Here is a 24,246-nt window from a genome sequence, read left to right on the forward strand (position 1 = left end):
TCTTTTTTGACTTGGGACTTTCATGCATTTGCATTAAACGCTCTGTTGCGGCTGCCTATTCCGGATCCGCCAACGACACATGAGGAAGTGCATGTCGACACAAGTGGGCGAGCTCGGTCCGGCCTCCCGTTCCTCCTGGCGCACGCCGGCGATCATCATTCTCTGCGGCTGCGCCATCGGCATGCTCGGCTTCGGCCCGCGCTCGGCGCTCGGCTTCTTCGTGCAGCCGATGAGCCACGAATTCGCCTGGGGCCGCGACGTGTTCGGCCTCGCCATCGCCGTGCAGAATCTGTTGTGGGGATTGGGCCAGCCCTTCGCCGGTGCGGTCGCCGATCGGTTCGGCCTGTTCCGGGTGATGTGCGTCGGCGCGCTGCTCTATGCCGGCGGCCTCTTGCTGATGCGTTATTCCTCGACGCCGCTGTCGCTCAACATCGGCGCCGGCGTCATGATCGGCTTTGGTCTTGCCGGCTGCTCGTTCAATCTGGTGCTCTCGGCGTTCACAAAACTGCTGCCGGCGGAGAAGCGTGGCCTTGCGCTCGGCGCCGGCACCGCGGCGGGCTCGTTCGGCCAGTTCCTGTTCGCACCGATCGGCGTCGCGCTGATCGACAATTTCGGCTGGCAGCAGGCGCTCACCGTGTTCGGCTTCCTGATGCTGTTGATCGTCCCGCTGTCGCTGGCGCTCTCGACGCCGCCGGTCACGAATACGGCAAACGCGGCGCCTGCGGATGAGCAGACCTTTACCAAGGCGCTCGCTGAAGCGTTCGGCCATCGCTCCTATGTGCTGCTGGTGCTCGGCTTCTTCACCTGCGGCTTCCAGCTCGCCTTCATCACCGTGCATCTGCCGGCGTTCCTGGTTGATCGCGGCATCTCGACTCAAACCGGCGGCTGGGTGATCGCGGCGATCGGCTTGTTCAACATCATGGGATCGCTCAGCGTCGGCTATCTCCAGAACTCGCTGCCCAAGCGCTACATCCTCTCGACCATCTATTTCACCCGCGCGCTTGCGACGCTCGCCTTCATCTCGTTCCCGATCACGCCGTTCTCGGCGATCGCGTTCGGCGCCATCTCCGGCCTGACCTGGCTGTCGACGGTGCCGCCGACCTCTGCGCTGGTGGCGCTGATGTTCGGCACGCGCTGGCTCGCGACGCTCTATGGCTTTGCCTTCGTCAGCCATCAGGTCGGCGGCTTCCTCGGCGTCTGGCTTGGCGGCATCGTGTTCGAGAAGTTCGGTTCCTACACGCCGATCTGGTGGCTCTCGATCCTGTTCGGCGTGCTCTCGGCGCTGATCAATCTTCCGATCGTGGAGAAACCGGTTCAGCGGGCGGTTGCGCAGCCTGCCTGATCGGCTAAACATCCCCGTCAAACAAGTCAGGGAGTTCAGCCGTGGCCACATTCAAGGCGATCCGGATCGACAAGGCGGACAAGGGCACCACCGCGCAGCTCACGCAGTTCGACGACGCCGAGCTGATGGATGGCGATGTCACCGTCCGCGTGGAATGGTCGACGCTGAACTACAAGGACGGTCTCGCGCTCACCGGCAAGGCGCCGGTGGTGCGCCGTTTCCCGATGATCGCCGGCATCGACTTCGCAGGCACGGTCGAAGCCTCCTCGCATCCGCAATGGAAGGCGGGCGACAAGGTGGTCTGCACCGGCTGGGGCATGGGCGAGACGCATCTCGGCGCCTATGCCGAGAAAGCGCGGGTGAAGGGCGACTGGCTGGTCGCGTTGCCGCAAGGGCTCTCGGCGCGCGATGCCATGGCGATCGGCACCGCGGGCTTCACCGCGATGCTCTCGGTGCTGGCGCTGGAGAAGCACGGCATCTCGCCCAAGAGCGGCCCCGTGGTGGTGACGGGCGCCGCCGGCGGCGTCGGCTCGGTCGCAATCGCCGTGCTGTCGAAGCTCGGCTATCACGTCATCGCGTCGACCGGCCGCGCCTCCGAGGCTGACTATCTGAAAGAGATCGGCGCCACTGAGGTCATCGACCGCAACGAATTGTCGGCGGCGGCCAAGCCGCTTGCCAAGGAGCGCTGGGCGGGCGGCGTTGACAGCGTGGGCTCGACCACGCTCGCGAATCTCCTGTCGATGACAAAATACGGTGGGGCGATCGCGGCCTGTGGATTGGCGGCCGGTATGGACCTGCCGTCTTCCGTCGCACCCTTCATTTTGCGCGGAGTGTGCCTTCTCGGCATCGATTCCGTGATGTGCCCGATTGAGCCGCGGAAGGCTGCCTGGCTGCGTCTGGCATCCGACCTGGATCGGACGAAACTATCTGAAATCACTCAGGAAATTTCGCTCGACCAAGTTCCGGAATGGGGCGCGAAAATCCTCGCCGGTCAGGTCCGCGGTCGCGTCGTGGTAAAAATTGTCTAACGGCGTTCAGACTTTACCAACCAAGCTGCTTCAATGTTGCCTTGGTTAGTATGGTAAGCAGCGGGTAAAGAGATAAGGCATCGCCCGCTGCGGGGGTTGGTTCGGAGTAGAGCATGCTTGCGCGTATTGTGTTGGGGGCTGTCACGGCGGCAGCGACGTTTGCGCCCGCCATTGCTGGAAGCATGAATGCCGACGAGGCGCGCCGCTTCGTCGCTGGCAAGGTGTTCGCTTTCACCTGTTTCGACGGCACCCGCGGCGCGGGCCGCATCCTGGATGACCTTGGCGCTGCCGGCGCGGTGCAGTTCTCGGGCTCGGGCCCGGTGCGCCATCTTCGACTGCCCGGCAACACACTCCAGATCCGCGGCCAGAACGTCTGCGCCTCGATCAAGGGCATTCCGTTCGAGCCTTGTTTCAACCTGGAAAAAACCGACGAGCGCAGCTTCCGCGGCTCGGTGTCGGGAATGGGCTTCGCCTATTGCGACTTCCATCACCAGGGCGGCAACCAGATGCTGATGGCGCGTGCCACGGCGCGTCCGCGCTCGCTGCGTTCGTCCGAGCGCACCGGCTCGGTCGGCGCCTCCAACACAGAGGTCGCCGCGCGCGTCGAGACGCCGCGTGTCGAGAGCGGCCGGCTTGAGCCGGTGAAGGCCGAGCCCGCCACGGAACGACGCCCCGCTGGAGCTGCGCCGCTCGACCCAGTGAGCCGGCCGCGGCGTCCCCGCGTACTTTCTCGTCGAAGAGCCCATCGAGCACGAAGCCGCTGCGCCGTAATCATACGGACGGCGGTTTTCATGCGTTGGTAGCTAGTCGCGCCCCAATTTGCGCAGGGCCGGGGGGCGCAAGGGCTTTACAATGTCGTTGTATTTCTTCCGCATCAGCACCGGCCGCTATTCCGGCGCCGCCGACCAGCCGTACGAGTTCGAGGACAGGGCAGCCGCCTGGAGCGAGATGACCGAGGTCTGCGCCAATCTGCTCGGCGGCATCGCGCGTGGCCTGAAGCCGAATGCCGAGTGGCGCATGGAGCTGCTCGACGAGAACAAGAAGCCGGTCTTCCGCGTCAGCCTCGTCGGCGAGAAGATGGGCTGACGGCCGCGAACGAGGGCCGGGCGTTAACGAATCGCGATCCCTGCAAATCCGCGAGGCGTGACCCGGATACACGCGAAAAGTGCGCAAGTCCGGCAGCTTGAGCAGCGTTTTCGGTATTTCTACCTAGGCCGCGATGCGCCCCGCTTAACGTTAATGAGGAACCTCTCGGCTAGCCTTTCCGGACTTTTCACGCGCGTCCGCGCGGTCATGCGTAGCCGGGATATTTCGATGTCGTTCATTCAAAATCTGCGAATTGGCACCAAGCTCGCCGTCACCTCGGCGCTGACCATCGGGCTCGTTGCGCTGATGATCTACCTGCAGATGAGCGGCGGCGCCGAGGTCCAGAAGCTCGGCATGAGCGCAGCGGGGCAGCAGGCGATCGCGCAGAATGCCGCCGAAGCGAAGGCCTCGGTCCGCGGCATGCAGATCGGCATTCGTGACATCCTGACCTCATCCTCGCCGGCCGAGATGCAGAAAGCGGTCGGTTACTTCAACGACCGCCAGGCGGCGGCCCAGAAATTCGCCGGTGAAATGGCGAAGCTCTCGCGCTCCCCCGAGAACCGCCAGCGGATCGAGCGCTTGACCGTGCTGATCGGCGATTTCGGCAAAGGCGCGCAGCAGATCGAATCCGTCCGCAGGCAGGAGCTCGCGCTCGAGGGAAAGAAGGACGGCGAGGCGGCGGCGCAATACGCAAAGCTCGTGGCCGAGATCGACGGCATCCGCAAAGGGACGCTGGCGCCGATCAACGAAGAGATTTCGGACCTCTCCAACAAGATCACCGAATTCTCCAAGCAGAGAAGTGTCGAGACCCGCGCCGAGGCTGAAGCGGAGGCTGCATCGGTCGCGCGGACGTCGCTCGTCGTCGGTGTGCTGGTCGCACTGGTTCTCGTCGGCGCATGCATCTTCTCCGTCTTCAGCATCGCGCGGCCGATGCGTGCGCTGACGCTCGCGATGGAGAAGCTCGCGGCGGGCGATTTTTCGGTGGTGCTGCCGGGCCTCGGCCGCAAGGACGAGGTCGGCGAGGTCGCCGGTGCCGTCGAGAAATTCAAGATCGTGTCCGAGCAGAAGGCGCGCGCGGAAGCGGAAGCCAAGATGCGGCAGGATCAGATCGCAGCCGAGCAGCGCAAAGCGGAGATGCGCAGGCTTGCCGACAATTTCGAAGGCGCCGTCGGCGAAATCGTCGGCACGGTGTCGTCGGCCTCGACCGAGCTCGAAGCGTCCGCCACGACGCTGACCTCGACCGCTGAGCGTACGCAACGGCTGACCACGGTAGTTGCGGCCGCTTCGGAGGAAGCCTCCACCAACGTGCAGTCGGTGGCTTCGGCCACCGAGGAGCTGTCGTCCTCAATCACGGAGATCAGCCGGCAGGTGCAGGAATCCGCTCGTGTCGCGAGCGAAGCCGTCGGCCAGGCGCGCACCACGACCGAACGCGTCAGCGAGCTGTCCAAGGCGGCGACGCGGATCGGCGACGTCGTCGAGCTGATCAACACCATCGCGGGCCAGACCAACCTCCTGGCGCTCAACGCCACGATCGAGGCGGCGCGCGCCGGCGAGGCCGGCAAGGGGTTTGCGGTCGTCGCCTCCGAGGTGAAGGCGCTCGCCGAGCAGACCGCGAAGGCGACCGGCGAGATCGGCCAGCAGATCTCCGGCATCCAGGCCGCGACGCAGGAATCGGTCGGCGCCATCAAGGACATCAGCGACACCATCGAAAAGCTGTCCGAGATCTCCTCGACCATCGCGGCGGCGGTCGAAGAGCAGGGCGCGGCGACGCAGGAAATCTCCCGCAACGTGCAGCAGGCCGCGCAAGGCACGCATCAGGTCTCATCCAACATCACCGACGTGCAGCGCGGTGCGAGCGAGACCGGTTCTGCCTCCTCGCAAGTGCTGTCCGCCGCGCAGATGCTGTCGGGCGACAGCAACCGTCTCAAGCTCGAGGTCGGGAGATTTCTCGATACCGTGCGCGCGGCCTGATCTGTGCCCCGCCGGGCGTGGACCAGCTCCAACGGCCGCGCGTGAAGCGCATTCACGTGCGCAGCGGGATACCGCCGCAACCGTAAATGATTGCGCAGGCGTTGTGAGTATCGAGAATCGGCGAAGCAGTAGTTCCACTAGGTTCTTGTTAACGCCTGTTTGCAATTATGGGCGCAATCTTACCGGATAAGAACCAGCCAGCATTTTTGGAATGAAGCCGGCCCTGTCGTCCGATGCGACGATTGCGGCGCGGGTGACTTGTGCGTTGCCTGGTATCAGCGGGATTGTCGTGATGTCGAAGTTGTCGATCGTGTTCAAGCTTCTGACCGTGCTGTCGGTCCTCGTGCTCTCGCTCGCCGGCGTCGGCGTGACGGCGATTGGCACGATGCAAAACATCAACGCCCATACCGTCGAGATCGCGGAAAGCTGGCTGCCGAGCGTGCGTGCGCTCGGCTCGCTCCGGGCCGACATCAACGAGCTGCGCGTCGCGCTGCGGCTGCACCTGATGCAGGAGAGCGCCGAGGGCAAGGAGGCGGCGGAGAAGCGTCTCGCCTCGCTGCGCGACCGCATCGAGCAGACCCGCAAGGTCTACGAGCCCCTGATCACCTCATCGGAAGAGCGCTCGCTCTATCAGCAATGGGCCACGGCCTGGGGCGAGTATCTGAACGGCGTGCAGGAGGTGATGGCGCTGTCGCGCAAGAGCGTCGGCAAGTTCCCGACTGAAGCCAATGAGATGCTGCAGACCAAGGTCGCCAAGATGGCGCAGGCGGCCGATCCGCTGCTCCAGAAGGGGATCGAAATGAACAATCGCGGCGCCGAGCTGGAGACGAAGCAGGCGGCCGACAGCTACGCCACGATCTTCCGCGTGCTGGTCGGCATCATCGTGCTTTCGGTCGTGATCGCGATCAGCGCAGCCTATTATCTCGTGCGCGACGTGTCGCGTGGCATCGCCTCGATCATCAAGCCGATGCAGTCGCTCGGCGAAGGCGATCTTTCGGCCGAGGTGCCGCATCGCGGCGAGAAGACCGAGATCGGCTCGATGGCGGATGCGCTCCAGATCTTCAAGGAAGCCCTGATCGCCAAGAAGGCCGCCGACGAAGCTGCCGCGGCCGATGCCGAAGCCAAGATCGAACGCGGCCGCCGCGTCGACGCCATCACCAGCAGGTTCGAGGCCATGATCGGCGAGGTCGTCGGCACCGTGTCCTCGGCCTCGACCGAGCTCGAGGCGTCGGCATCGACGCTGACCAGCACCGCGCAGCGCGGGCAGGAGCTGGCAACCGTGGTGGCCGCCGCGTCCGAGGAAGCATCCACCAACGTCCAGGCGGTGGCCTCCGCCTCGGAAGAGCTGTCGTCCTCCATCACCGAGATCAGCCGTCGCGTGCAGGATTCGGCGCGAATAGCGGCGGAAGCGGTCGAGCAGGCGACGCGGACCAACGAGCGCGTCAATGCGCTGTCGCAGGCGGCCTCCCGCATCGGCGACGTCGTCGAGCTCATCAACACCATCGCGGGCCAGACCAATCTGCTGGCGCTGAATGCGACCATCGAGGCGGCGCGCGCCGGCGAAGCCGGCCGCGGCTTCGCCGTCGTCGCCTCCGAGGTCAAGGCCCTGGCCGAGCAGACCGCGAAGGCCACCGGCGAGATCGGGGCGCAGGTCTCGGGCATCCAGGCCGCGACGCAGGAATCCGTCACCGCGATCCAGGAGATCGGCGGCACCATCGAGCGGCTCTCCGAAGTGTCCGCGGCGATCGCTGCGGCCGTCGAGGAGCAGGGCGCGGCCACGCAGGAGATCTCGCGCAACGTCCAGCAGGCCTCGGTCGGCACGCAGGAGGTCTCCTCGAACATCACCGACGTGCAGAGCGGCGCGATCGAGACCGGCGAGGCCTCGGTCGAGGTGCTGTCGGCGGCGAAATCGCTCGCGACCGACAGCACGCGCCTCAAGGTCGAGGTCGCGCAGTTCCTGGAATCGGTCCGCGCGGCCTGAGACTTAACTGCCTGTCTGTGGAGCCGGCGGCGCGACCTGCCGCCGGAACAGGATGCGCTGGTAGAGCCAGCCGATCGCCACCAGCACGATGCCGAGGCACATGAACGACAGCGCGCGGTAGATGCCTGTCAGCGTCGACATGTCGATGACGAAGGCTTTGAGGATCGTCAGCGCGATCACGACCGCCGAGGCCAGGCGGGCGCGCTCCGAATTGACGAGAACGCCGACACCGAGAAGCACGACGCCGAAGGCGAGCCAGCCGATCGAATAGGTGTATTGCTCCGCGCCCGTCGTGGGTCCCGTGGAGAGGATCGGGCCGTGATAGAAGCGGCGGATCTCCAGCGTGACATAGGCGAGTGCGAACACCAGTGCGCCGCCGGCAATCGTGTTGGCGTAGACCTTGCCACGCGCGCCGACCACGGCATAAGAGAGCAGCAGCATCAGGATCGCCGGCAGTGCGTAGCCGAGCAGCAGCAGGTTGAACACCGCGCCGCCGACGTCGATGCGCCAGATCAGTGGGTTCTCCAGGATGAAGAGGCCGAACACGCTGATGAGGCCGGCGATCACGGTGAGCACGACCGCGCCGACGTTGTGCACGATGCTGCGGCTGCGCAGCCGCAGCCGCTCCAGCCCGATCGCCATCGCGAGTGCGACGCAGACCTGCAGCGCGAATTCGAGCAGTGACGGCGGCGAGATCATGTCGCCGCCGGTCGCAAGGTGACGGACTTCCATGAAGGCCAGCAGCGCCGTAAACAGGATCGCAGCCGCTTCGACCACGCGCAGCGGGGCGTCATCGCCGCGGCGGCGCAGGAAGATGCTTGCGCCCCAGAATGAGGCCGCTGGCAAGCCGTAGCCCCACAGCAGCCAGTTGAAGATCGGCGTCGTGCCGACGGCATCGCCGACGATGCGCGGATCATAGGCGATGCGTGCGGTGACGATCGCGGCGAAGATCGCAGCTAACCGGCGCAGCACGGGAATTGGCCGCTGCAACGAGATCCAGGCGGTGCCAAGCGACATCAGCGCGAGCGCAATGGTGAGCCAGCCCTTCTCCAGCGCAAAGGTCAGCGCCAGCGCCAGCGCGCCGAGCGTGCCGGTCGCGAACAGAGCGATCGAGGTTGCGACGCCCGGTCGTTCTTCGCGACGCATCAGCGCTTCGGTCGCAGCGCCGAAGGCCGCGGCGAGCAGGACCGCGAGGATCGCGAACGGGATGGAGCGGTCCAGATGGGCGATGCGCGCATAGAGCGCAACCAGGATTGCGATCGGCGTCGCGACGCCTGCCGCAGACCACACCACCGGGATGATCGGCGAATTCGACCGGCCCTGCACGAAAAAGCCCGCGACGCCGAAGCCCGCGGCGAAGATCGCGGCCATCACCAGATGCAGGGTAACTGAGCTGTCGGTCGCGACCGGTCCGACGCCGGGCATCGGGCCGCCCGGCAACACCAGCATATCCGGATTGGCACGCACCGCCCATTCCGCGAACACGATGAAGACGGTCGCAGCGGCCGCGCCGAGCGCGCCGGTCGCCGCCGGCGCCCGCCAGGCGACGAACATCGTTCCGCCGACAAGCAGCGTGAAGGCGATCAGCGCAAGATCCGCATGCGCGCTTGAGAGCACGATCAGCATCGCGCCGAACAGATAGGCGCCGAGCGAGCTCGACGACACCGACTCGATCTCGCTGTCCTCGATGGTTGGTCCGAACATGAAGCCGCAGACCACGAGCAGCGCGGCGAGCACGAAGCCGGCGATGACATGGAAGGCGTGCGGCGCGACCTGCAAGTCGCTGGTGTCGAGCCCCGGGAAGACCCACAGCACGGCGAACGCGATAGTGGTCACCGCAAGCCAGCGCCACAGCCGAATCCGGGCGAGACCAAAGCTCGCGGCGGTGACGATGGCGAGATAGATGTAGAGCGCCCAATAGTCCGGCTTGCCGCTGGAGACGAGGACCGGCGTCGCAAACGCGCCGACGACGCCAAGCCCGGCGAGTGCCGGTCCATGCAGCAGCGCCGCGGCGAGCGTGCCCATCGCCACGATGCCGAGCAGCACGAAGGCGGTCGCAGGCACGAGGAAGCCGTAGAGCGCATAGGCGGCGTAGATGGTCGCGAACGCCACCGCCGTTCCGGCCGCGGTGAGGATGGCGGGTATGTTGGCAATCGGCAGCGCCGCGATGTTGGAGATGCTCTCCTTGCGCCGCGTCCATTCGCCAGCGCCGAGCAGCGCAGCCGCGAACAGGCCGCCGAGGAACACGCGCACGCCGGGGCCGACGAGGCCGGCCTCGATCGAATAGCGCAGCATGAAGAAGCCGCCGAGCGCGAGCGCAAGGCCGCCGATCCACACCACCCAGCGCGTGCCGAGACGCTCCTCGAAGCCGGGTTCTCTGGAAACTGCAGCCGGCTCGGGCAGCGGCGGCGGTGCATCGGCCTCCGTGCTCGCTTCGAGGGGCGGCGGCGAAGCGTCTTCGGTGACGAGCGGAGGCGGTGCGGCCTCGGCTTCCGGCGGCGGTTGCACCGGCCGCTGCGCATGAAATTTCTCTTCAAGCGAGCTCAGCCGGCGGCGCAGCTCGGCCGCCTCGCTGGCAGCCTTGATCGCGATCAGGAAGGCGATGATCGCGATGATCAACGCGAAGACGTCAAACGGGCCGTCGAACATGAAGCCTCCAGGCAACCGGCGCGCAGGGGCCGATCACGCGAATCTCAGCATGACCTTCTCGGAACACCGCTACGCACTTTTCCGGATCATGCTCTAGCGCCGGGAGCGTACGCGCAAGCCCGGCGCGGGCCGCTCCTGGAGCACCTCGCGTCGGAAGCGGTAGAGCGCCGCCGGCCGTCCGCCGGTCTGTGTCGACATCACGCCGGTCGGTTCGACCAGGGCTTCGGTTTCGACCAGGCGGCGGAAATTCTGCTTGTGCAGATGCCGGCCGGAGATCGCCTCCACCGTATGCTGCAACTCCGTAAGTGTGAACTCGGCGGGCAAAAGTTCAAACACCACAGGGCGATACTTCAATTTTGCGCGCAGCCGCGCGATTGCCGTGGCAAGAATCCGGCGGTGGTCGAACCGCATGGAGGTGCCGAGCGCGGGTAGCGCCTTGCGCGCTAATGCCGCAGGACGGCCGTCGCGCCGCGCCTCCTCGATCAGCCCGGCCTCGTAGAGCAGCTCGTAGCGGTCGAGCACGCGCTCCTCGTCCCAGGGCGCGCCGTCGAGGCCGAAATAGAACCGCACGCGATCCTTGCGCGGCAGTGCGCGCGTGGTCTCCGGCGTCTCTTCCTCGGCCCATTTGGTGAGCGCCGGAATGATGTCGCGGGCGATGATCGCGGGCGGCTGCTCGCGCCAGTCTTCCCAGGGGAAGAAGCGATACCAGGGCTCGAAGCTCGCGCCGGTCGCCGCAAGCTCGCCGTCCACCGCGCGCGTCAGCGCGAGATAGCCGATCGACACCATATGCGCGCCGGTGTCGCCGGCCTCGGCATGACGGCCGCGATCGCCGAACGTGTAGAGCTGCTCGACATAGCCGAGCCGCAAGGCCGCCTGTTCCTCGACCCAGGCGCGCAGGCCGATCTCGAAGGTGCGATGGCTGAGCGCGTCGAACGGGCCGAACGGCAGTCCGGCCAGCCCGTCGCGGCCGCGCGCGGTGAGGACCAGCGGCTCATGCTCCGCGATCGCGACGATCGCCGCGGTCAGGCCGATCTCGATCGGCGTCAGCAGCTTGTCGCTCATGCGATGATGATCGCGGGTGGTGCCACGTCATGCGCGGGCTTGTCCCGGGCATCCACGTTCTGCGTGCCGCGGGAAAGTTCGTGGATGGCCGGGACATAGGCGAGCGAAGCGACGCCGTCCTTCGGACGGCTATGCCCGGCCATGACGGCGGCACCTGCATAGTGGCCTGCAGCGGTCATTCGAGCTCGATCACGAAGGGGCGGCCTTCGACCATCATGGCGCCGGGCCCCATCTCGTCGAGTGCGCGCAGCATGCGACCGTTACGCCCGAGGGCGCGGTCGGCAAGGCTGACGATGCGCCGGTTCGGCGAGGCGATTGGCGAAGCCGCGCGGATCTTCTTGGCGATCTCGATCTCGTCGCGCTCGGGATTGAGCGCGCACACCGCCGCGAACGCGCTCGCGGTGGAGCGGCTGATGCCGGCATAGCAATGCACCACCAGCGGCGCAGCGCGATCCCAGCCGCGCACGAAAGCCAGCACCTGGTCGATATGCGCCTCCGACGGCGCGACGAAACCGTCCATCTCCTCGGTGATGTCGTCCATCGACACCTTGAGATGGTTGGCCGGCAGCACCGACACGGGCCGCGCCACCTGCTCGACATTGGCCATCACCGTCAGCACGTGGCTGGCCTTGGTGAGGCGGACGGTTTCGGGAAGCGCGGCGAGGGAACAGACGTGGATCATGACGGACCTTTTTTGCCGCTGATTATAGCGAGCGCTCGTAGGGTGGGCAAAGGCGCATCGCGTCGTGCCCACCATTTCGCACCGCGCGCATTTCGCCCAGTTTGGTGGGCACGCTTCGCTTTGCCCACCCTACGAAGGGATGATGCTACGCAAACACCGCGCCGAACCGCTCCAGAAACTGCTTCTCGGCCCGCGCCGCGGTCCAGGGCGTGAGATAATCGCGCCGGACGCTGTCGGAGAGGCCCGGGTCCTTGCCGAACAGGCGCTTGGCCTCGCTCTCGCTGAAGCCGGCAAGCTCGGTCGCCTCGAGGTACGCCGCGCCGCGATCGGCGGCCTTGATCGCCTGCGTGATCTCCTCGGGCAGCACCGGCGGCAGGCCGAAGCGGACGTGGATGGCGCCGAGCAGGCGCTTTTCCACCGCCTTGTAATGGCCGTCGAGCACGGCCTTGAATGGCGAGATCATGTCGCCGATGACATATTCGGGCGCATCGTGCAGCAGCGCGGCGAGCCGCATGCGCTGGTCGACGCGCGGCATCTCGTGCCGCATCACTGTCTCCACCAGCAGCGTGTGCTGCGCGACCGAGAAGATGTGGGCGCCTGTGGTCTGCCCGTTCCAGCGCGCCACGCGTGCCAGCCCGTGCGCGATGTCGGCGATCTCGACGTCGAGCGGCGAGGGATCGAGCAGGTCGAGCCGCCGGCCCGACAGCATGCGCTGCCAGGCGCGGGATTGCGCATCGTGCGCCGTCTTCTTCGCGGTCATTTGGCCCTAAGGCGCGGCTTGCGCTGCGTCTTGCCGCAGGTCGCGTGGCAGTGGCAGTCGACCAGATGGTCGTTGACCATGCCGGTCGCCTGCATGAAGGCGTAGACGATGGTCGGGCCGACGAATTTGAAGCCGCGCGAGGACAGCTCCTTCGAGATCTGCACCGACAGCGGCGTCGAGGCCGGCACGCTCGCGGTGGTCTTGAAATGGTTGACCTTGGGCCGCCCGTCCATGAAGTCCCACAGCAGCTTCGAGAAGCCCGGGCCCTTCTCCATGATGTCGAGATACGACTTCGCGCTCAGGATCGTGCCTTCGATCTTGGCGCGGTTGCGCACGATGCCGACGTCGTTCATCAGCGCGTGAACCTTCTTGTCGCTGTAGCGCGCGATCTTCTCCGGCTGGAAATCATCGAAGGCTTTGCGGAAATTGTCGCGCTTGCGCAGGATCGTGATCCAGGAGAGGCCGGCCTGAAAGCCGTCGAGGATCAGCTTTTCGTACAGCGCGCGGTCGTCATATTCCGGCACGCCCCATTCGGTGTCGTGATAGGCGACATAGAACGGGTCTTCGCCGGGCCAAGGGCAGCGGGTTTTTCCGTCGGGATGCAGGCGGGGGGCTCGGCTCATGCGGTGGGTTGCTTGGTTGGAATACGCACGATTTCGGGTTCGGCGAGCGTCAGGGGCAGGCCGCCGGCGGTGAGCGGCTGGCCGGCATCGAGCGCATCGGCGACGCGGTCGATGCGGACCAGCGCAATGCCCTTGCCTTGCGCCGACGAGCCCATGGTGCCGACTTGCTTGTCTCCGGCCATGACGCTGACGCCGACCTCCGGAGAGAGATCGTCGAGCAGCACCTTCACGCTGCGGGTGCGCGCGGTGCCGCGATGCTGCATGCGCGAGACGACCTCCTGGCCGACATAGCAGCCCTTGTCGAAATCGACGCCGGCCAGCCGATCCATGTTGGTCTCGTGCGGGAACGCGTCGCTGTACATGAAATCGAGCCCGCCGCGCGGCACGCCGAGTGCGATGCGGTGCGCCTCGTAGTCGGCAGCGTCGACCAGCTCGGCGCCGATCAGGTCGGACAATTTCCGCTTGAGATCCTCGGGGATCAGGATGCGGGTACCGAGCTCGGCATTGCGCGGATCGGCGAAGGCGAGGTCCGGTTGCGCCGCAAGCTGGCCGCCCCAGGCCGCGAGCACGCCGAGATCGAGGGTTTCAACCGTGACCTTGGCGCGCAGCTTGTAGAATTTCAGCTTGGTGGCGAATCCCTCGGCCAGCGGCTTCGGGCAATCGATCAGGAACCCGCCGCCATGGCCCGCGGGCACCTCCGTGATCAGGAAGTCCACGATGATCTTGCCCTGCGGCGTCAGCAGCGCGCCGAATCGCCCCAGACCCGGCTTGAGCCTGTCGACATCGGTGGTGATGAGGCCGTTGAGGAAGTTGCGCGCATCCTCGCCCGCGACCTTGACCACGCCCCGGTCGGGAAGAAACGCTGATTTCATGTGAAAATCTCTTGCGACATGTTGCTCCGGAACGTAAGCCCGCAAGGCATAAACGACAAGACCTCGAGCCCTGCGCTTGGGGATGAGAGAGGCCCCATGACCCAGCGTTTCGATGTGATCTTGAAGGGCGGCACCGTCGTCAACCAGGACGGCGAGGGTGTTCGCGATATCGGCATCACGGGCGGTCGCATCGCCGAGCTGGGTCCTCTGTCGCAAGGCTCCGCCGCCGAGGTGATCGACTGCAAGGGCCTGCACATCCTGCCCGGCGTGATGGACACGCAGGTGCACTTCCGCGAGCCCGGGCTGGAGCACAAGGAAGACCTCGAGACCGGCTCGCGCAGCGCCGTGATGGGCGGCGTCACGGCCGTGTTCGAGATGCCGAACACGTCGCCGTTGACCGTGACGGAAGCCACCTTCACCGACAAGGTAAAGCGCGCCCATCACCGCATGCATTGCGATTTCGCGTTCTTCATCGGCGGCACCCGCGAGAACGTGCAGGACCTGCCGGTGCTCGAGCGTGCGCCGGGTTGCGCCGGCGTCAAGGTGTTCATCGGCTCCTCGACCGGTGCGCTGCTGGTGGAGGACGATGAAAGCCTGCGCCGCATCTTCCAGGTGATCCGCCGCCGCGCCGCGTTCCACGCCGAGGACGAATACCGCCTCAACGACCGCAAGTCGCTGCGGATCGAGGGCGATCCACGCTCGCATCCGGTCTGGCGCGACGAGACCGCGGCGCTGATGGCGACGCAGCGCCTGGTCAAACTCGCGCACGAGACCGGCAAGCGTATTCACGTGCTGCACATCTCGACCAAGGAAGAGATCGAATTCTTGCGCGACCACAAGGACGTCGCCTCCTGCGAGGCGACGCCGCACCATCTGACGCTGGTCGCGCCCGAATGCTACGAGCGGCTCGGTACACTGGCGCAGATGAACCCGCCGGTGCGCGGCGCCGATCACCGCGCCGGCATCTGGCGCGGCATCGAGCAGGGCATCATCGACGTGCTCGGCTCCGACCACGCCCCGCATACGCTGGAAGAGAAGCAGAAGACCTATCCCGCTTCGCCCTCCGGCATGACCGGCGTGCAGACACTGGTGCCGCTGATGCTCGATCACGTCAATGCCGGCCGCCTGTCGCTGGCTCGCTTCGTCGATCTCACCAGCGCCGGCCCCGCGCGCCTCTACAACATGGCCTGCAAGGGTCGCATCGCCGCCGGCTACGACGCCGACTTTACGGTGGTCGATTTGAAGCGCAGCGAGACCATCACCAACAAATGGGTGGCGTCGAAAGCCAGCTGGACGCCTTACGACGGCGTGCGTGTGACGGGCTGGCCCGTCGGCACCTTCATCCGCGGCCGCCGCGTGATGTGGCAGGGCGAGCTGGTGACGGCCTCGCAAGGCGAGCCGGTGCGGTTTCTGGAGACGTTGAAGCAGTAGCCGATGTGCCGTCGCCTGTTCAATCCGTCATCCTGAGGTGCGCGCCATGCGGTGCTCTTGCACGGCATGGCAAGCCTCGAAGGATGAACGGCCCCGCTGGTGGCCGTCGCCCTTCGAGGCCTCCGCTGCGCTCCGGCACCTCAGGGTGACGGGTTAAGTTTTGAGGATTTGGTTGCAAGCGCAATAGATAGGTTCGCAGTTCATCACGGGAGATTCGATCCATGAGTGAGAACGCCCTCATCACCACCGAGCAACTCGCCGCCATTCTCGGCGATCCCAATCTGCGCCTCTACGATTGCACGACCTACAACGAGCCCGTCCCGCCCGGCAGCGACGTGCCGTATCGCGCGGTGCCCGGCGATAAGACCTTTGCGGCCGGCCACATCCCGGGCGCCGATTTCCTCGATCTGCAAGGCGAGTTCTCCGACATCTCCGCAGGTCCGCTCTTCATGATGGCCGATGTGCCCCAGCTCGAGGCCGCGTTCGGCCGCCACGGCCTTGATGCATCCAAGACCATCGTGCTCTACAGCATCGGCACCATGATGTGGTCGACGCGGTTCTGGTGGATGCTGCGCTCGCTCGGCGTCGACGCGCGCGTGCTCGACGGCGGCCTCGACAAATGGAAGCAAGAGGGGCGGCCGATCGAAACAGGCGCACCGAAGGGCTATCCGGCGACGACCTTCAAGGCGTCGCCACGCGCCGGCTTCTTCGTCGACAAGGATGTCGTGAAGGCGCGGATCGGCGATCCCTCGACGGTGATCGTCAACGCACTCGGACCGCAGTTTCACCAGGGCCTCGAGCCGAGCCGCTACGGCCGGCCCGGCCGCGTGCCCGGCAGCGTCAATGTCCCGGCGGCGACGCTCGCGAATGCCGACAAGACGCTGACGAGCCTTGCCGATGCCGAAGCGAAATTCGCGGCCCAGGGCGTCACGCGCGACAAGAATGTGATCGTGTATTGCGGCGGCGGCATCTCGGCGACGATCGACCTGCTGATGCTGACGCAGCTCGGCTACGACAAGCTGACGCTGTACGATGCTTCGATGGGTGAATGGGCGAGGGACCCCACGCTGCCGATCGAGACGGATTAGCTCTTACCCTCCCCCTCCAGGGGAGGGTAAGAAAACTGGGAACCTTTTCCCTTGGCCTGCATCCAATGTCCGAAACGAAGCAAAACGAGCAGGTGACCGCCATGCAACGGACCGCAGCCGGCCTGTCCGCCGGCGCAAAAACCCCGGAAATCAGGACATTGGAGGCCGAGCTGATCGAGCGTGCGCGGGGCCGGGACGAGGCCGCGCTGCGCGAGATCATGCAGGCCAACAACCGCAAGCTCTACCGTCTCGCGCGCGGCATCCTGCGCAGCGACAGCGAAGCCGAGGACGTGGTGCAGGAAACCTATGTCCGCGCCTTCACCCATCTCGACGGCTTCAGGGGCGAGTCCGGACTGTCGACGTGGCTATCGCGCATCGCCATCAACGAGGCGCTTGGCCGGGCGCGCAGCGCCAGGCCGCATGTCGAGCTCGGCGCGGTGCCGGAAGCGGCGCTCGAGGCGCAGATCATCAAATTTCCCGTTTCTCCCGCAGGCGATCCGGAAAGGACCATGGCCCAACGTGAAATCCAGCGCGTCGTCGAACGCGCCATCGACGAGTTGCCGGATGTCTTCCGCATGGTGTTCGTCGCGCGGGTCATGGAGGGCATGAACATCGAGGAGACCGCCGATCTGCTTGGTGTGAAGCCCGAGACCGTGAAGACGCGGCTGCACCGCGCCAGGACCATGCTGCGCGAGAACGTCGAGAAGGAGATCGGCCCGGTGATGATGGACGCATTCCCGTTTGCCGGCTGGCGCTGCGAACGGCTGACGGAGGCCGTGCTGAAGCGGCTCGGCATCGGCGGCTGAAATTTTTCGGGAACGTTTGCGCAGAATGTCCATCCAATTCCTGTGAAGCAACGCGCCGGCAAACTGTCCGGCAGCACAGGAGTGTCAAACCATGTTCATCCGTTGGAGCGCGGCGGTCGCCGCGGCCATTCTGTTGTCCAGCCCGGTGCTGCTGCAAGGCGCACGCGCTGCCGACAAGCTTACCGATCCGCAGATCGCGCACATCGCCTACACCGCCGGCGTGATCGACATCAACGCGGCCAAGCAGGCGCAGAAGAAGGCCAAGAACAAGGACGTCAAGGCGTTTGCCGACGACATGCTGCGCGACCATGAGGCGGTCAACAAGCAGGCGCTGGCGCTGGTCAAGAAGCTCAACGTCACGCCTGAAGACAACGACACCAGCAAGGCGCTGTCGAAGCAGGCGAGCGACAAGATGGCCGAGCTCGACAAGCTGAGCGGCGCAGCCTTCGACAAGGCCTATGTCGCCAATGAGGTCGCCTACCACAAGACGGTCAACGGCGCGCTGGAGACCCAGCTGATTCCGTCGGCGAGCAATGCCGAGCTGAAAAGCCTGTTGCAGACCGGCCTGAAGATCTTTGAGGGCCATCAGCAGCACGCCGAGCACGTCGCGGCCGAGCTGAAATAGGAGCGTGCGAGATGAAGCCGGGACGCCTCGCATCGATCGCGCTTGCGGCCATCTTCATGGCGATGGTGGTCCCGGCGCGCGCCGCGACGATCGAGATCACGATGGAGAATCTCGTGGTCTCGCCGGCTGAGGTGTCGGCGAAGGTCGGCGACACCATCAACTGGATCAACAAGGACGTCTTCGCCCACACCGCCACCGCCAGGAGCGGCGATTTCGACGTGATGCTGCCGCCGAAGAAGTCGGCGTCGTTCGTCCTGAAGAAAGCGGGAACGGTCGAGTATTACTGCCGCTATCATCCCAACATGAAAGCGACGCTCAAAATCGAGCCGTAGCGTTTACTGCCTGGAGACGCCGACCGAGAATTCGCCGTTGCGCACGCGGCCGGGAAGGCCCTCGACGAATTTCGCCACCGCGTCCTCGCCGTAAGTGCCGACCAGCTCGGCGAAGGCGGCGAACAGGCTTGCCTGCGCGAGGCAATCGCCGTCGACGCCGTCGTGGCGCGCCTCGGCCCAGGCCTCGTTGAGATAGCTCAAGGCAGCCTGCTTCTGCTCGTGATCGGGCAGCGGCGCGCGGGCGGGGGCGTAGGAAATCGACTGGCTCATGAAACTCGGTCAGGGCTGGGCGCGATCCACGGCGATGCGCTGTGCGAGAGGTGTAGCACGGGCGTTAACGACCGCTAGGGCACATCTTTAAGAACGGTTAACGGCTGTGAACAAAATCGATGACGGGTTCCCGTCACTGTCATTCCGGGGCGCGACGAAGTCGCGAGCCCCGGAATGACGAAGAGAGAGTTTTAGTTCGCGTAGCGCGCCGTGAGATCGCGCGAGATCTTCGAGCCTTCCTCGATATAGCGGCGGATCGCGACCGTCGCGGCCGGCGTGCAGCTCCGGTAGGTCTGCTGGAAGCCGTTATAGCCGCGGTTGAAGCCGGCGATCATGCGGGTGCGGCGCTCGCCCGAGGGGGTCTCGGCATCGATCAGCGCCTGCATCTCGCTGCGCCATTTGTTGCCCTCGTTGGACCCGCAGATGCCGCGCAGATAATGCAGGCCGCCCAGGATCTCCGCCAGCCGCTGCAAATCGGCGTCAAACGGCGCCGCCACGTCCTGGGCCCTCGCGGGCACCGAGGCGCAGGCGAGAATCAGGGCAAAAATGGCCAGAAATCGCGTGGACATCGGCGCGTGTATGCCCCCTCGGGGATGATGACGCAAGGCGGGTGGTCAGGGGCCGATCAGGCGCGCTGCGGACTGGATGACCTCCTCCAGCCCCCCGGTCAGCTTGAGGTCGCCCAGGCTCGCCAGGGCGTCCGGGGCGATCCAGCGGAAATCATCGAGCTCGTCGTTCAGCGTGGGTTCCCTGGCCACCCAGAGGGCGGCAAACGACATGATCAAATAATGCCCGGCGCCGGGCGCGGCGGGCAGCACCTCGCGCCAGCCGGCAAGGCCGATGATCTCGATCTCCAGCCCGGTCTCCTCGTCGACCTCGCGCTTGAGCGCCTGGTGCAGCGATTCGCCGAACTCGACGCGGCCGCCGGGCAGCGAATAGAAGCCTTTGGCGGGCGAGCGGGCGCGGCGGGTCAGCAGCACCTTGCTGTCGCGAAAGATCGCGGCACTGACCGCGATCTGGGGATGGGTGGGCTGGGCGACTGCCGACATTTTCCTAAAGGACCTGGCTCAGTTGGCCATGATGGTGTCGACGTCGGCTTCCGCGCCGCCATTGATGATGCCGCCGCAGGCCGCGATCAGCGGCTTGACCCAGAGTGTGGCCTGCTCGGCGAGGCGGATGCGGGTCGTGTCCTTCTCGACCTCCCGCATGGCCGAGCCGACCGCGGTCAGGATCGAGGTCATGGTATCGGTGATGTGGTCGAACTGGGCGCGCACATTCGGATCGGCCTTCTCATAGGCCTCGATGGCAAGATCCCGTGCCTTGAAGTTCGATGCGGTGAAATGCTCGGCATAGGACAGCGGCGACCAGGTCAAGAAGTCTTCCGCGCATTCGGGCATGTCGGGGACCATTTCCAGCAGCATCACGGCTTCATTGAAATGGTTGAGATAGTCGGTGGCAAGCCCGGTCCGCGGGTTGATGTTGGCCACGCGCAGTCGTTCGGCCCAGGCGGCGGCCTCGGGGCCCGTCTGTACATGCGTCCGCGCGGGTTGGGAGGCCATTGAGCTCATCGGCGGCAGTGTTAACGTTCGGGGTTAAAAGGACCTGAACGGACCCTATATAGACGCCCAAGGATGTGTGGACGCTTCGTCATAACTTCGGCCCCCGCGGCTTTGCGGCAACTGTTCGGCTATGTCGAGCAGCCGAATTTCCCGCCACGGTACAATGTCGCCCCGACACAACCGATTCCGGTCGTTCTGGTCGAGAACGGCGCGCGGCATTTCCGCCTGATGCGCTGGGGCCTGCTGCCGAGCTGGGTGAAGGATCCCAAGGGATTCACGTTGCTGATCAACGCCCGCTCCGAGACGGTGCTGGAAAAGCCCGCGTTCAAGAAGGCGATTCGCCGCCGGCGCGGCCTGATCCCGGCCGACGGCTATTACGAGTGGAAAACCATCGAGGGCCGCAAGCAGCCCTTCTTCATCCACCGCGCCGACGGCGAGCCGCTCGGCTTTGCGGCGGTGTTCGAGACCTGGGTCGGGCCGAACGGCGAGGAGCTCGACACGGTCGCGATCGTCACCGCCGCGGCCGGCGAGGATCTCGCCGCGCTGCATGACCGCGTGCCCGTTACCATCAGCCCGCGCGATTTCGAGCGCTGGCTCGAGATCCGCGGCGACGAGGTCGATCATGTGTTGCCGCTGATGACGGCGCCGCGCATCGGCGAATTCGCCTGGCATCCGGTCTCCACCCGCGTCAACCGCGTCGCCAATGACGACGAGCAATTGCTGTTGCCGATCAGTGCGGAGGAGATGGAGGCGGAGGCGCCAAAGCCGAAGAAGGCAGCGCGGAAGGCCGCTGCGGCGTCGTCAGATGACGGGCAGGGCTCGTTGTTCTAGCTGCACTGCCGTAGGGTGGGCAAAGCGAAGCGTGCCCGCCATTGCATGTCGTAAAAAACAAATAGATCGTGGGCACGGCGCGTTGCGCCTTTGCCCACCTTACGGCAGCGGAGTTCTACACAATCTCCCTTGCCCTGAGCGCCGCGATCTCCGCCGCATCAAATCCTAGCTCGCCGAGCACCGCATCCGTATCCGCCCCCAACTCCGGCGCCATGCGGTCGAGCCTGCCGCCGCCATGCGCGAGCTTGAATCCGCTGCCGGCGAAGCGCAGACGGCCGTAGGGCGTGTCGAGCTCCTGAATGGCGCCGCGCGCCTTGATTTGTGGATGGTCGATGACCTCCTCGACCTTCCAGATGCTGGCGCAGGGCGCGCCGGCATCCTCCAGGATCGTCTCCCATTCGCGCGCAGGCTTTGCGGCAAGCGCTTCCTCGATGATGGCACGCAAGGCGGGCTCGTTCTCGTTGCGCGAAAACCAGTCGGCGAAGCGCGGATCAGAGAGCGCGGCCTCGCGGCCGAGCGTCGTCATCAGCGCGCGATACTGCTTCTCGTTGTTGACCGCGAGCAGGATGTGGCCGTCGCCGCATTTGAACAAATTCGCCGTGGTCCTGCGGCTCACCGCCTGATTGCCCGACAGCTGCTGGCGATGGCCGGCAACCGACCAGTCCGCGATCTGGCCCGAGAGGAACGCCATCGTCGCCTCCAGCATGGAGACGTCGATCAGCTGGCCCTTGCCGGTGCGGTCGCGCTGGTAGAGCGCGCTCGACACGCCGAACGCGGCCGTCGCCCCGGAGAGCACGTCGCAGACCGCAAAGCCCGCGCGCGTCGGCCCCGTCTCGGGATGGCCGGTGATTGCCATGATGCCCGACAGCGCCTGCATCTTGCCGTCATAGCCGGGCCGCAAACGGTCCGGCCCGGTCTGGCCGAAGCCTGAGACCGCGCAATAGATCAGCTTCGGATTGATCGCGGAGAGCGCCTCGTAGCCGATGCCGAGCTTGTCCATCACGCCCGGACGGAAATTCTCCATGACGACGTCGACGGTCGCGGCGAGCTTCTTCACGATCGCGATCGCATCGGGCTTTTGCAGATCGAGCGTCAGGCTGCGCTTGTTGCCGTTGATGGCCTGGAACGCCGGGGCCAGGCCGCGCTCGGCCCATTCGCGGGACAGCGGCGTGCGGCGCATGTCCTCGCCCTCGCGCCGCTCGACCTTGATGACGTCGGCGCCCAGCAGCGCGAGCTGGTAGCTCGCATAGGGGCCGGCCAGCACTTGCGTGAAGTCCAGGATCTTCACGCCCTCGAACGGTCGCGTCACGTCGCTCTCCCTTTTGCTTATCGTTGTTGGAGGACGTCAGGCGGCACGGTTGCCGCGCGCGATCTCCTTCTGCTTGTCGAATTCGGCGCGGCGGCGGGCGAGCTCTTCCGGCGACAGCTGCGCGACGTTGTTGTAGTCGAGCTTCCAGGAGGCGTCCTCGCTCCAGCGCAGCGGCGACTGCATCGTGGTCTGCGGCCCGCTCGCGCTCTCCAGCAACCTCAAGGCCAGCTCCAGCGTCTGCGCCTGCGAAGTGACGTCATGCGGCTTGCCGGCGGAATTGCCGAGCGGGAAGTCGGAGAACAAAAACCGCGGCACGGCGGCGTGCTCGATGATGTCCTTGGCGCAGCCCATGATCACGGTCGGGATGCCGTTGGCTTCGAGATGTCGCGCCACCAGCGCCGTTGTCTGGTGACAGACCGGGCAGTTCGGCACCAGCACCGCGACATCGACCTTGTCGACCAGGCAGCGCGCCAGAATCTCCGGCGCGTCGGTGTCGATCGTGACACGATGGCTGCGATTGGTCGGCGCGCCGAAGAAGCGCGGCGCGACCTCGCCGATGCGTCCCGCGGCGCTCGCCTTCAACAGCTGCGGCAGCGGAAACCAGGTGCCGCTGTCGGTCGCCGATGTGTGCTTGCGATCGTAACCGATGTGGGAGATGCGAAGGTCGTGCGCTTTCGAGGTGTCGCCGTCATAGACCTGGTAAAATTTCGCGCTGCCATTATACGCCGCGCCCGGCCCCTGGTCGCCCTTGTCAGGATCGTACGGCGCAGCGGTGGTGATGATGGTCACCCGCGATTGCGCCAGCGGCTTCTTCAGCGGCTGGAACGGCGCCTCGGTGTAATGCGCCCAGCGATACGGCGTGGTGTAGCCGATCGCGGTGTAATAATCCCGCGTGCGCTGCATATAGGGGACGGGGGAATCATAGTCGGGCGCAAAGCCGAATTCGTCGTCGCGCGGAGCGGACATGGGGCGCGTCTCCTGGTTCTTGGTTGGCGCCAGACTAGAGATAGTTTTCGGGTTGCTCAACGGGGGGAGCGGCGGCGCAGGTCTGAATTGCTTACCGCGATGGCTCACCGCGCGGCAGGTGCGCTCCCTCGCCCCGCTTGCGGGGAGAGGGTTGGGGTGAGGGGGAGCCTCCGCGAGGACGGTGAGGGCTGGACTCGCGGAGGCTCCCCTCACCCGATTGCATCTTCGATGCAATCCGACCTCTCCCCGCAAGCGGGTTGCATCTTCGATGCAATCCGACCTCTCCCCGCAAGCGGGGCGAGGTGAAGAGAGCTCTCACCTGAACACATGCAGCGCCGCGTATTGCAGCAGCATGATCGCCTTGCCGTCGATGATGCGGCCATCCGCGATCATCGCCAGCGCCTCGTCGATGGAAAGCTCCAGCACCTCGATGTCCTCGCCCTCGTGCGCGAGGCCGCCGCCGTCGCTGACGCGCATCTCGTGCTCGTACTCGGCGATGAAGAAATGCAGTTTCTCCGTCACCGCGCCCGGGCTCATGAACGCCTCGAACACTTTCTCGACGTGATGCAGGCGATAGCCGGTTTCCTCCTCGGCCTCGGCGCGGATGCGCACTTCCGGCGAGGCATCGTCGAGGACGCCGGCGGCGGCTTCGATCAGGAGGTCGTCGTAACCGCGGATGAAGGCCGGCAGGCGGAATTGTTTCACCAGGATCACGGTGCGCCGCGCGCGATTATACGGCAGCACCGCGGCGGCGTTGTCGCGCTCATAGGTCTCGCGGTGCTGCGTCTGCCATTCGCCATTGGCGCGCCGATACTCGAACGTCGTGGTCTTCAGCTTGGTCCAGCCGTCGGAGAGCACGCGGACGTCCTTGATGCGGACGCGGTCGGAAATGGTCATGGCTATCTCTCTTTTCTTCACCTCGCCCCGCTTGCGGGGAGAGGTCGCGTCCCATCGGAGATGGGATGCGGGTGAG

The 24,246-nt window shown here is 65.7% G+C and carries 25 protein-coding genes and 1 pseudogene; 12 read left to right on the forward strand and 14 right to left on the reverse strand.

What is annotated here, in order from left to right; all coding sequences use genetic code 11:
• The first annotated feature begins 91 nt into the window (after positions 1-91).
• The 6 genes and pseudogenes from FOM02_RS32720 to FOM02_RS32745 all read left to right on the forward strand — a co-directional run bounded on the left by FOM02_RS32720 (position 92) and on the right by FOM02_RS32745 (position 7,408).
• Positions 92-1,342: an MFS transporter gene (locus tag FOM02_RS32720; protein ID WP_027558187.1), complete on the forward strand. Its 1,251-nt coding sequence runs from the start codon at positions 92-94 to the stop codon at positions 1,340-1,342.
• Between the two features lie 41 nt (positions 1,343-1,383).
• Positions 1,384-2,370, forward strand: coding sequence for an MDR family oxidoreductase (locus tag FOM02_RS32725; protein WP_027558188.1), 987 nt, complete (start codon positions 1,384-1,386; stop codon positions 2,368-2,370).
• Positions 2,371-2,483: 113 nt separating this feature from the next.
• Positions 2,484-3,072, forward strand: a pseudogene (locus FOM02_RS32730) (hypothetical protein).
• Between the two features lie 150 nt (positions 3,073-3,222).
• Positions 3,223-3,456 carry a DUF6894 family protein gene (locus FOM02_RS32735; protein WP_027558190.1) on the forward strand — a complete coding sequence of 78 codons (234 nt, stop codon included), beginning with the start codon at positions 3,223-3,225 and terminating at the stop codon, positions 3,454-3,456.
• 228 nt (positions 3,457-3,684) lie between these two features.
• On the forward strand, positions 3,685-5,427 hold the full coding sequence (locus tag FOM02_RS32740; protein WP_027558191.1) for a methyl-accepting chemotaxis protein: 1,743 nt from the start codon (positions 3,685-3,687) through the stop codon (positions 5,425-5,427).
• Between the two features lie 292 nt (positions 5,428-5,719).
• A complete protein-coding gene (locus tag FOM02_RS32745; RefSeq protein ID WP_265440575.1) occupies positions 5,720-7,408 on the forward strand; it encodes a methyl-accepting chemotaxis protein in 1,689 nt (562 codons plus the stop codon).
• A gap of 3 nt (positions 7,409-7,411) precedes the next feature.
• On the opposite strand, the gene FOM02_RS32750 is transcribed toward FOM02_RS32745, so the two are convergent.
• The 7 genes from FOM02_RS32750 to FOM02_RS32780 form a co-directional block, all read right to left on the reverse strand.
• Positions 7,412-10,057 (reverse strand): DUF2339 domain-containing protein, encoded by a 2,646-nt coding sequence (locus FOM02_RS32750; RefSeq protein ID WP_265440576.1) that lies wholly within the window; start codon positions 10,055-10,057, stop codon positions 7,412-7,414.
• Between the two features lie 93 nt (positions 10,058-10,150).
• Entirely contained in the window at positions 10,151-11,119 is a 969-nt protein-coding gene (locus FOM02_RS32755; RefSeq protein WP_027558194.1) for an NUDIX hydrolase, read from the reverse strand.
• On the reverse strand, positions 11,116-11,298 hold the full coding sequence (locus FOM02_RS32760; RefSeq protein WP_027558195.1) for a hypothetical protein: 183 nt from the start codon (positions 11,296-11,298) through the stop codon (positions 11,116-11,118). Before FOM02_RS32760 ends, FOM02_RS32755 begins: the two co-directional genes overlap by 4 nt.
• Positions 11,295-11,801, reverse strand: coding sequence for a tyrosine phosphatase family protein (locus FOM02_RS32765; protein ID WP_027558196.1), 507 nt, complete (start codon positions 11,799-11,801; stop codon positions 11,295-11,297). The genes FOM02_RS32760 and FOM02_RS32765 overlap by 4 nt, the downstream gene beginning before the upstream one ends.
• Before the next feature lie 145 nt (positions 11,802-11,946).
• Positions 11,947-12,561, reverse strand: coding sequence for a YfbR-like 5'-deoxynucleotidase (locus FOM02_RS32770; protein WP_027558197.1), 615 nt, complete (start codon positions 12,559-12,561; stop codon positions 11,947-11,949).
• Positions 12,558-13,184 carry a DNA-3-methyladenine glycosylase I gene (locus FOM02_RS32775; protein ID WP_027558198.1) on the reverse strand — a complete coding sequence of 209 codons (627 nt, stop codon included), beginning with the start codon at positions 13,182-13,184 and terminating at the stop codon, positions 12,558-12,560. Before FOM02_RS32775 ends, FOM02_RS32770 begins: the two co-directional genes overlap by 4 nt.
• Complete coding sequence (locus FOM02_RS32780; RefSeq protein WP_027558199.1) at positions 13,181-14,056, reverse strand: YgfZ/GcvT domain-containing protein; 876 nt, start codon at positions 14,054-14,056, stop codon at positions 13,181-13,183. Before FOM02_RS32780 ends, FOM02_RS32775 begins: the two co-directional genes overlap by 4 nt.
• Positions 14,057-14,152: 96 nt before the next feature.
• Between FOM02_RS32780 and FOM02_RS32785 the strand changes: the two genes are divergently transcribed.
• From FOM02_RS32785 to FOM02_RS32805, 5 genes are all read left to right on the forward strand, one after another.
• Positions 14,153-15,487: a dihydroorotase gene (locus FOM02_RS32785; RefSeq protein WP_027558200.1), complete on the forward strand. Its 1,335-nt coding sequence runs from the start codon at positions 14,153-14,155 to the stop codon at positions 15,485-15,487.
• Between the two features lie 221 nt (positions 15,488-15,708).
• Positions 15,709-16,575, forward strand: a complete 867-nt coding sequence (locus FOM02_RS32790) for a sulfurtransferase (RefSeq protein WP_027558201.1) — start codon at positions 15,709-15,711, stop codon at positions 16,573-16,575.
• A gap of 101 nt (positions 16,576-16,676) precedes the next feature.
• On the forward strand, positions 16,677-17,381 hold the full coding sequence (locus tag FOM02_RS32795; RefSeq protein WP_265440577.1) for an RNA polymerase sigma factor: 705 nt from the start codon (positions 16,677-16,679) through the stop codon (positions 17,379-17,381).
• 91 nt (positions 17,382-17,472) lie between these two features.
• Positions 17,473-18,006: a DUF4142 domain-containing protein gene (locus FOM02_RS32800; RefSeq protein ID WP_027558203.1), complete on the forward strand. Its 534-nt coding sequence runs from the start codon at positions 17,473-17,475 to the stop codon at positions 18,004-18,006.
• Positions 18,007-18,017: 11 nt separating this feature from the next.
• Complete coding sequence (locus tag FOM02_RS32805) at positions 18,018-18,338, forward strand: cupredoxin domain-containing protein (protein ID WP_027558204.1); 321 nt, start codon at positions 18,018-18,020, stop codon at positions 18,336-18,338.
• Positions 18,339-18,341: 3 nt separating this feature from the next.
• Here the strand turns inward: FOM02_RS32805 and FOM02_RS32810 are convergent, their stop codons facing one another.
• From FOM02_RS32810 to FOM02_RS32825, 4 genes are all read right to left on the reverse strand, one after another.
• A complete protein-coding gene (locus tag FOM02_RS32810) occupies positions 18,342-18,608 on the reverse strand; it encodes a hypothetical protein (RefSeq protein WP_027558205.1) in 267 nt (88 codons plus the stop codon).
• 191 nt (positions 18,609-18,799) lie between these two features.
• Positions 18,800-19,177, reverse strand: coding sequence for a TIGR02301 family protein (locus FOM02_RS32815; RefSeq protein ID WP_027558206.1), 378 nt, complete (start codon positions 19,175-19,177; stop codon positions 18,800-18,802).
• Positions 19,178-19,222: 45 nt separating this feature from the next.
• A complete protein-coding gene (locus FOM02_RS32820) occupies positions 19,223-19,657 on the reverse strand; it encodes an NUDIX hydrolase (RefSeq protein WP_027558207.1) in 435 nt (144 codons plus the stop codon).
• 18 nt (positions 19,658-19,675) lie between these two features.
• A complete protein-coding gene (locus tag FOM02_RS32825) occupies positions 19,676-20,176 on the reverse strand; it encodes a hypothetical protein (RefSeq protein ID WP_027558208.1) in 501 nt (166 codons plus the stop codon).
• 63 nt (positions 20,177-20,239) lie between these two features.
• On the opposite strand from FOM02_RS32825, the gene FOM02_RS32830 reads away from it, so the two are divergent.
• Positions 20,240-20,998 carry an SOS response-associated peptidase gene (locus tag FOM02_RS32830; protein WP_027558209.1) on the forward strand — a complete coding sequence of 253 codons (759 nt, stop codon included), beginning with the start codon at positions 20,240-20,242 and terminating at the stop codon, positions 20,996-20,998.
• A 115-nt stretch (positions 20,999-21,113) separates the two neighbouring features.
• Here FOM02_RS32830 and FOM02_RS32835 read toward each other — a convergent pair whose 3' ends face one another.
• The 3 genes from FOM02_RS32835 to FOM02_RS32845 all read right to left on the reverse strand — a co-directional run bounded on the left by FOM02_RS32835 (position 21,114) and on the right by FOM02_RS32845 (position 24,170).
• Positions 21,114-22,307: a CaiB/BaiF CoA transferase family protein gene (locus FOM02_RS32835; RefSeq protein ID WP_027558210.1), complete on the reverse strand. Its 1,194-nt coding sequence runs from the start codon at positions 22,305-22,307 to the stop codon at positions 21,114-21,116.
• Positions 22,308-22,343: 36 nt separating this feature from the next.
• On the reverse strand, positions 22,344-23,273 hold the full coding sequence (locus tag FOM02_RS32840; RefSeq protein ID WP_027558211.1) for a glycine reductase: 930 nt from the start codon (positions 23,271-23,273) through the stop codon (positions 22,344-22,346).
• A 315-nt stretch (positions 23,274-23,588) separates the two neighbouring features.
• Positions 23,589-24,170 (reverse strand): NUDIX domain-containing protein, encoded by a 582-nt coding sequence (locus tag FOM02_RS32845; protein ID WP_027558212.1) that lies wholly within the window; start codon positions 24,168-24,170, stop codon positions 23,589-23,591.
• Positions 24,171-24,246 lie beyond the last annotated feature (76 nt).

This window comes from Bradyrhizobium sp. SEMIA, from assembly GCF_014844175.1.
Lineage (GTDB): Bacteria > Pseudomonadota > Alphaproteobacteria > Rhizobiales > Xanthobacteraceae > Bradyrhizobium > Bradyrhizobium arachidis.

Excerpts from the sequence above, each read along its gene's own strand:
- FOM02_RS32740 (WP_027558191.1), top strand. The coding sequence starts at position 3,685 with ATGTCGTTCATTCAAAATCTGCGAATTGGCACCAAGCTCGCCGTCACC.
- FOM02_RS32790 (WP_027558201.1), top strand. The coding sequence starts at position 15,709 with ATGAGTGAGAACGCCCTCATCACCACCGAGCAACTCGCCGCCATTCTC.
- FOM02_RS32760 (WP_027558195.1), bottom strand. The coding sequence starts at position 11,298 with ATGACCGCTGCAGGCCACTATGCAGGTGCCGCCGTCATGGCCGGGCAT.
- FOM02_RS32780 (WP_027558199.1), bottom strand. The coding sequence starts at position 14,056 with ATGAAATCAGCGTTTCTTCCCGACCGGGGCGTGGTCAAGGTCGCGGGC.
- FOM02_RS32800 (WP_027558203.1), top strand. The coding sequence starts at position 17,473 with ATGTTCATCCGTTGGAGCGCGGCGGTCGCCGCGGCCATTCTGTTGTCC.
- FOM02_RS32845 (WP_027558212.1), bottom strand. The coding sequence starts at position 24,170 with ATGACCATTTCCGACCGCGTCCGCATCAAGGACGTCCGCGTGCTCTCC.
- FOM02_RS32720 (WP_027558187.1), top strand. The coding sequence starts at position 92 with ATGTCGACACAAGTGGGCGAGCTCGGTCCGGCCTCCCGTTCCTCCTGG.
- FOM02_RS32810 (WP_027558205.1), bottom strand. The coding sequence starts at position 18,608 with ATGAGCCAGTCGATTTCCTACGCCCCCGCCCGCGCGCCGCTGCCCGAT.
- FOM02_RS32795 (WP_265440577.1), top strand. The coding sequence starts at position 16,677 with ATGCAACGGACCGCAGCCGGCCTGTCCGCCGGCGCAAAAACCCCGGAA.
- FOM02_RS32825 (WP_027558208.1), bottom strand. The coding sequence starts at position 20,176 with ATGAGCTCAATGGCCTCCCAACCCGCGCGGACGCATGTACAGACGGGC.
- FOM02_RS32815 (WP_027558206.1), bottom strand. The coding sequence starts at position 19,177 with ATGTCCACGCGATTTCTGGCCATTTTTGCCCTGATTCTCGCCTGCGCC.
- FOM02_RS32830 (WP_027558209.1), top strand. The coding sequence starts at position 20,240 with ATGTGTGGACGCTTCGTCATAACTTCGGCCCCCGCGGCTTTGCGGCAA.
- FOM02_RS32775 (WP_027558198.1), bottom strand. The coding sequence starts at position 13,184 with ATGAGCCGAGCCCCCCGCCTGCATCCCGACGGAAAAACCCGCTGCCCT.
- FOM02_RS32745 (WP_265440575.1), top strand. The coding sequence starts at position 5,720 with ATGTCGAAGTTGTCGATCGTGTTCAAGCTTCTGACCGTGCTGTCGGTC.
- FOM02_RS32765 (WP_027558196.1), bottom strand. The coding sequence starts at position 11,801 with ATGATCCACGTCTGTTCCCTCGCCGCGCTTCCCGAAACCGTCCGCCTC.
- FOM02_RS32735 (WP_027558190.1), top strand. The coding sequence starts at position 3,223 with ATGTCGTTGTATTTCTTCCGCATCAGCACCGGCCGCTATTCCGGCGCC.
- FOM02_RS32785 (WP_027558200.1), top strand. The coding sequence starts at position 14,153 with ATGACCCAGCGTTTCGATGTGATCTTGAAGGGCGGCACCGTCGTCAAC.
- FOM02_RS32755 (WP_027558194.1), bottom strand. The coding sequence starts at position 11,119 with ATGAGCGACAAGCTGCTGACGCCGATCGAGATCGGCCTGACCGCGGCG.
- FOM02_RS32770 (WP_027558197.1), bottom strand. The coding sequence starts at position 12,561 with ATGACCGCGAAGAAGACGGCGCACGATGCGCAATCCCGCGCCTGGCAG.
- FOM02_RS32820 (WP_027558207.1), bottom strand. The coding sequence starts at position 19,657 with ATGTCGGCAGTCGCCCAGCCCACCCATCCCCAGATCGCGGTCAGTGCC.
- FOM02_RS32805 (WP_027558204.1), top strand. The coding sequence starts at position 18,018 with ATGAAGCCGGGACGCCTCGCATCGATCGCGCTTGCGGCCATCTTCATG.
- FOM02_RS32750 (WP_265440576.1), bottom strand. The coding sequence starts at position 10,057 with ATGTTCGACGGCCCGTTTGACGTCTTCGCGTTGATCATCGCGATCATC.
- FOM02_RS32840 (WP_027558211.1), bottom strand. The coding sequence starts at position 23,273 with ATGTCCGCTCCGCGCGACGACGAATTCGGCTTTGCGCCCGACTATGAT.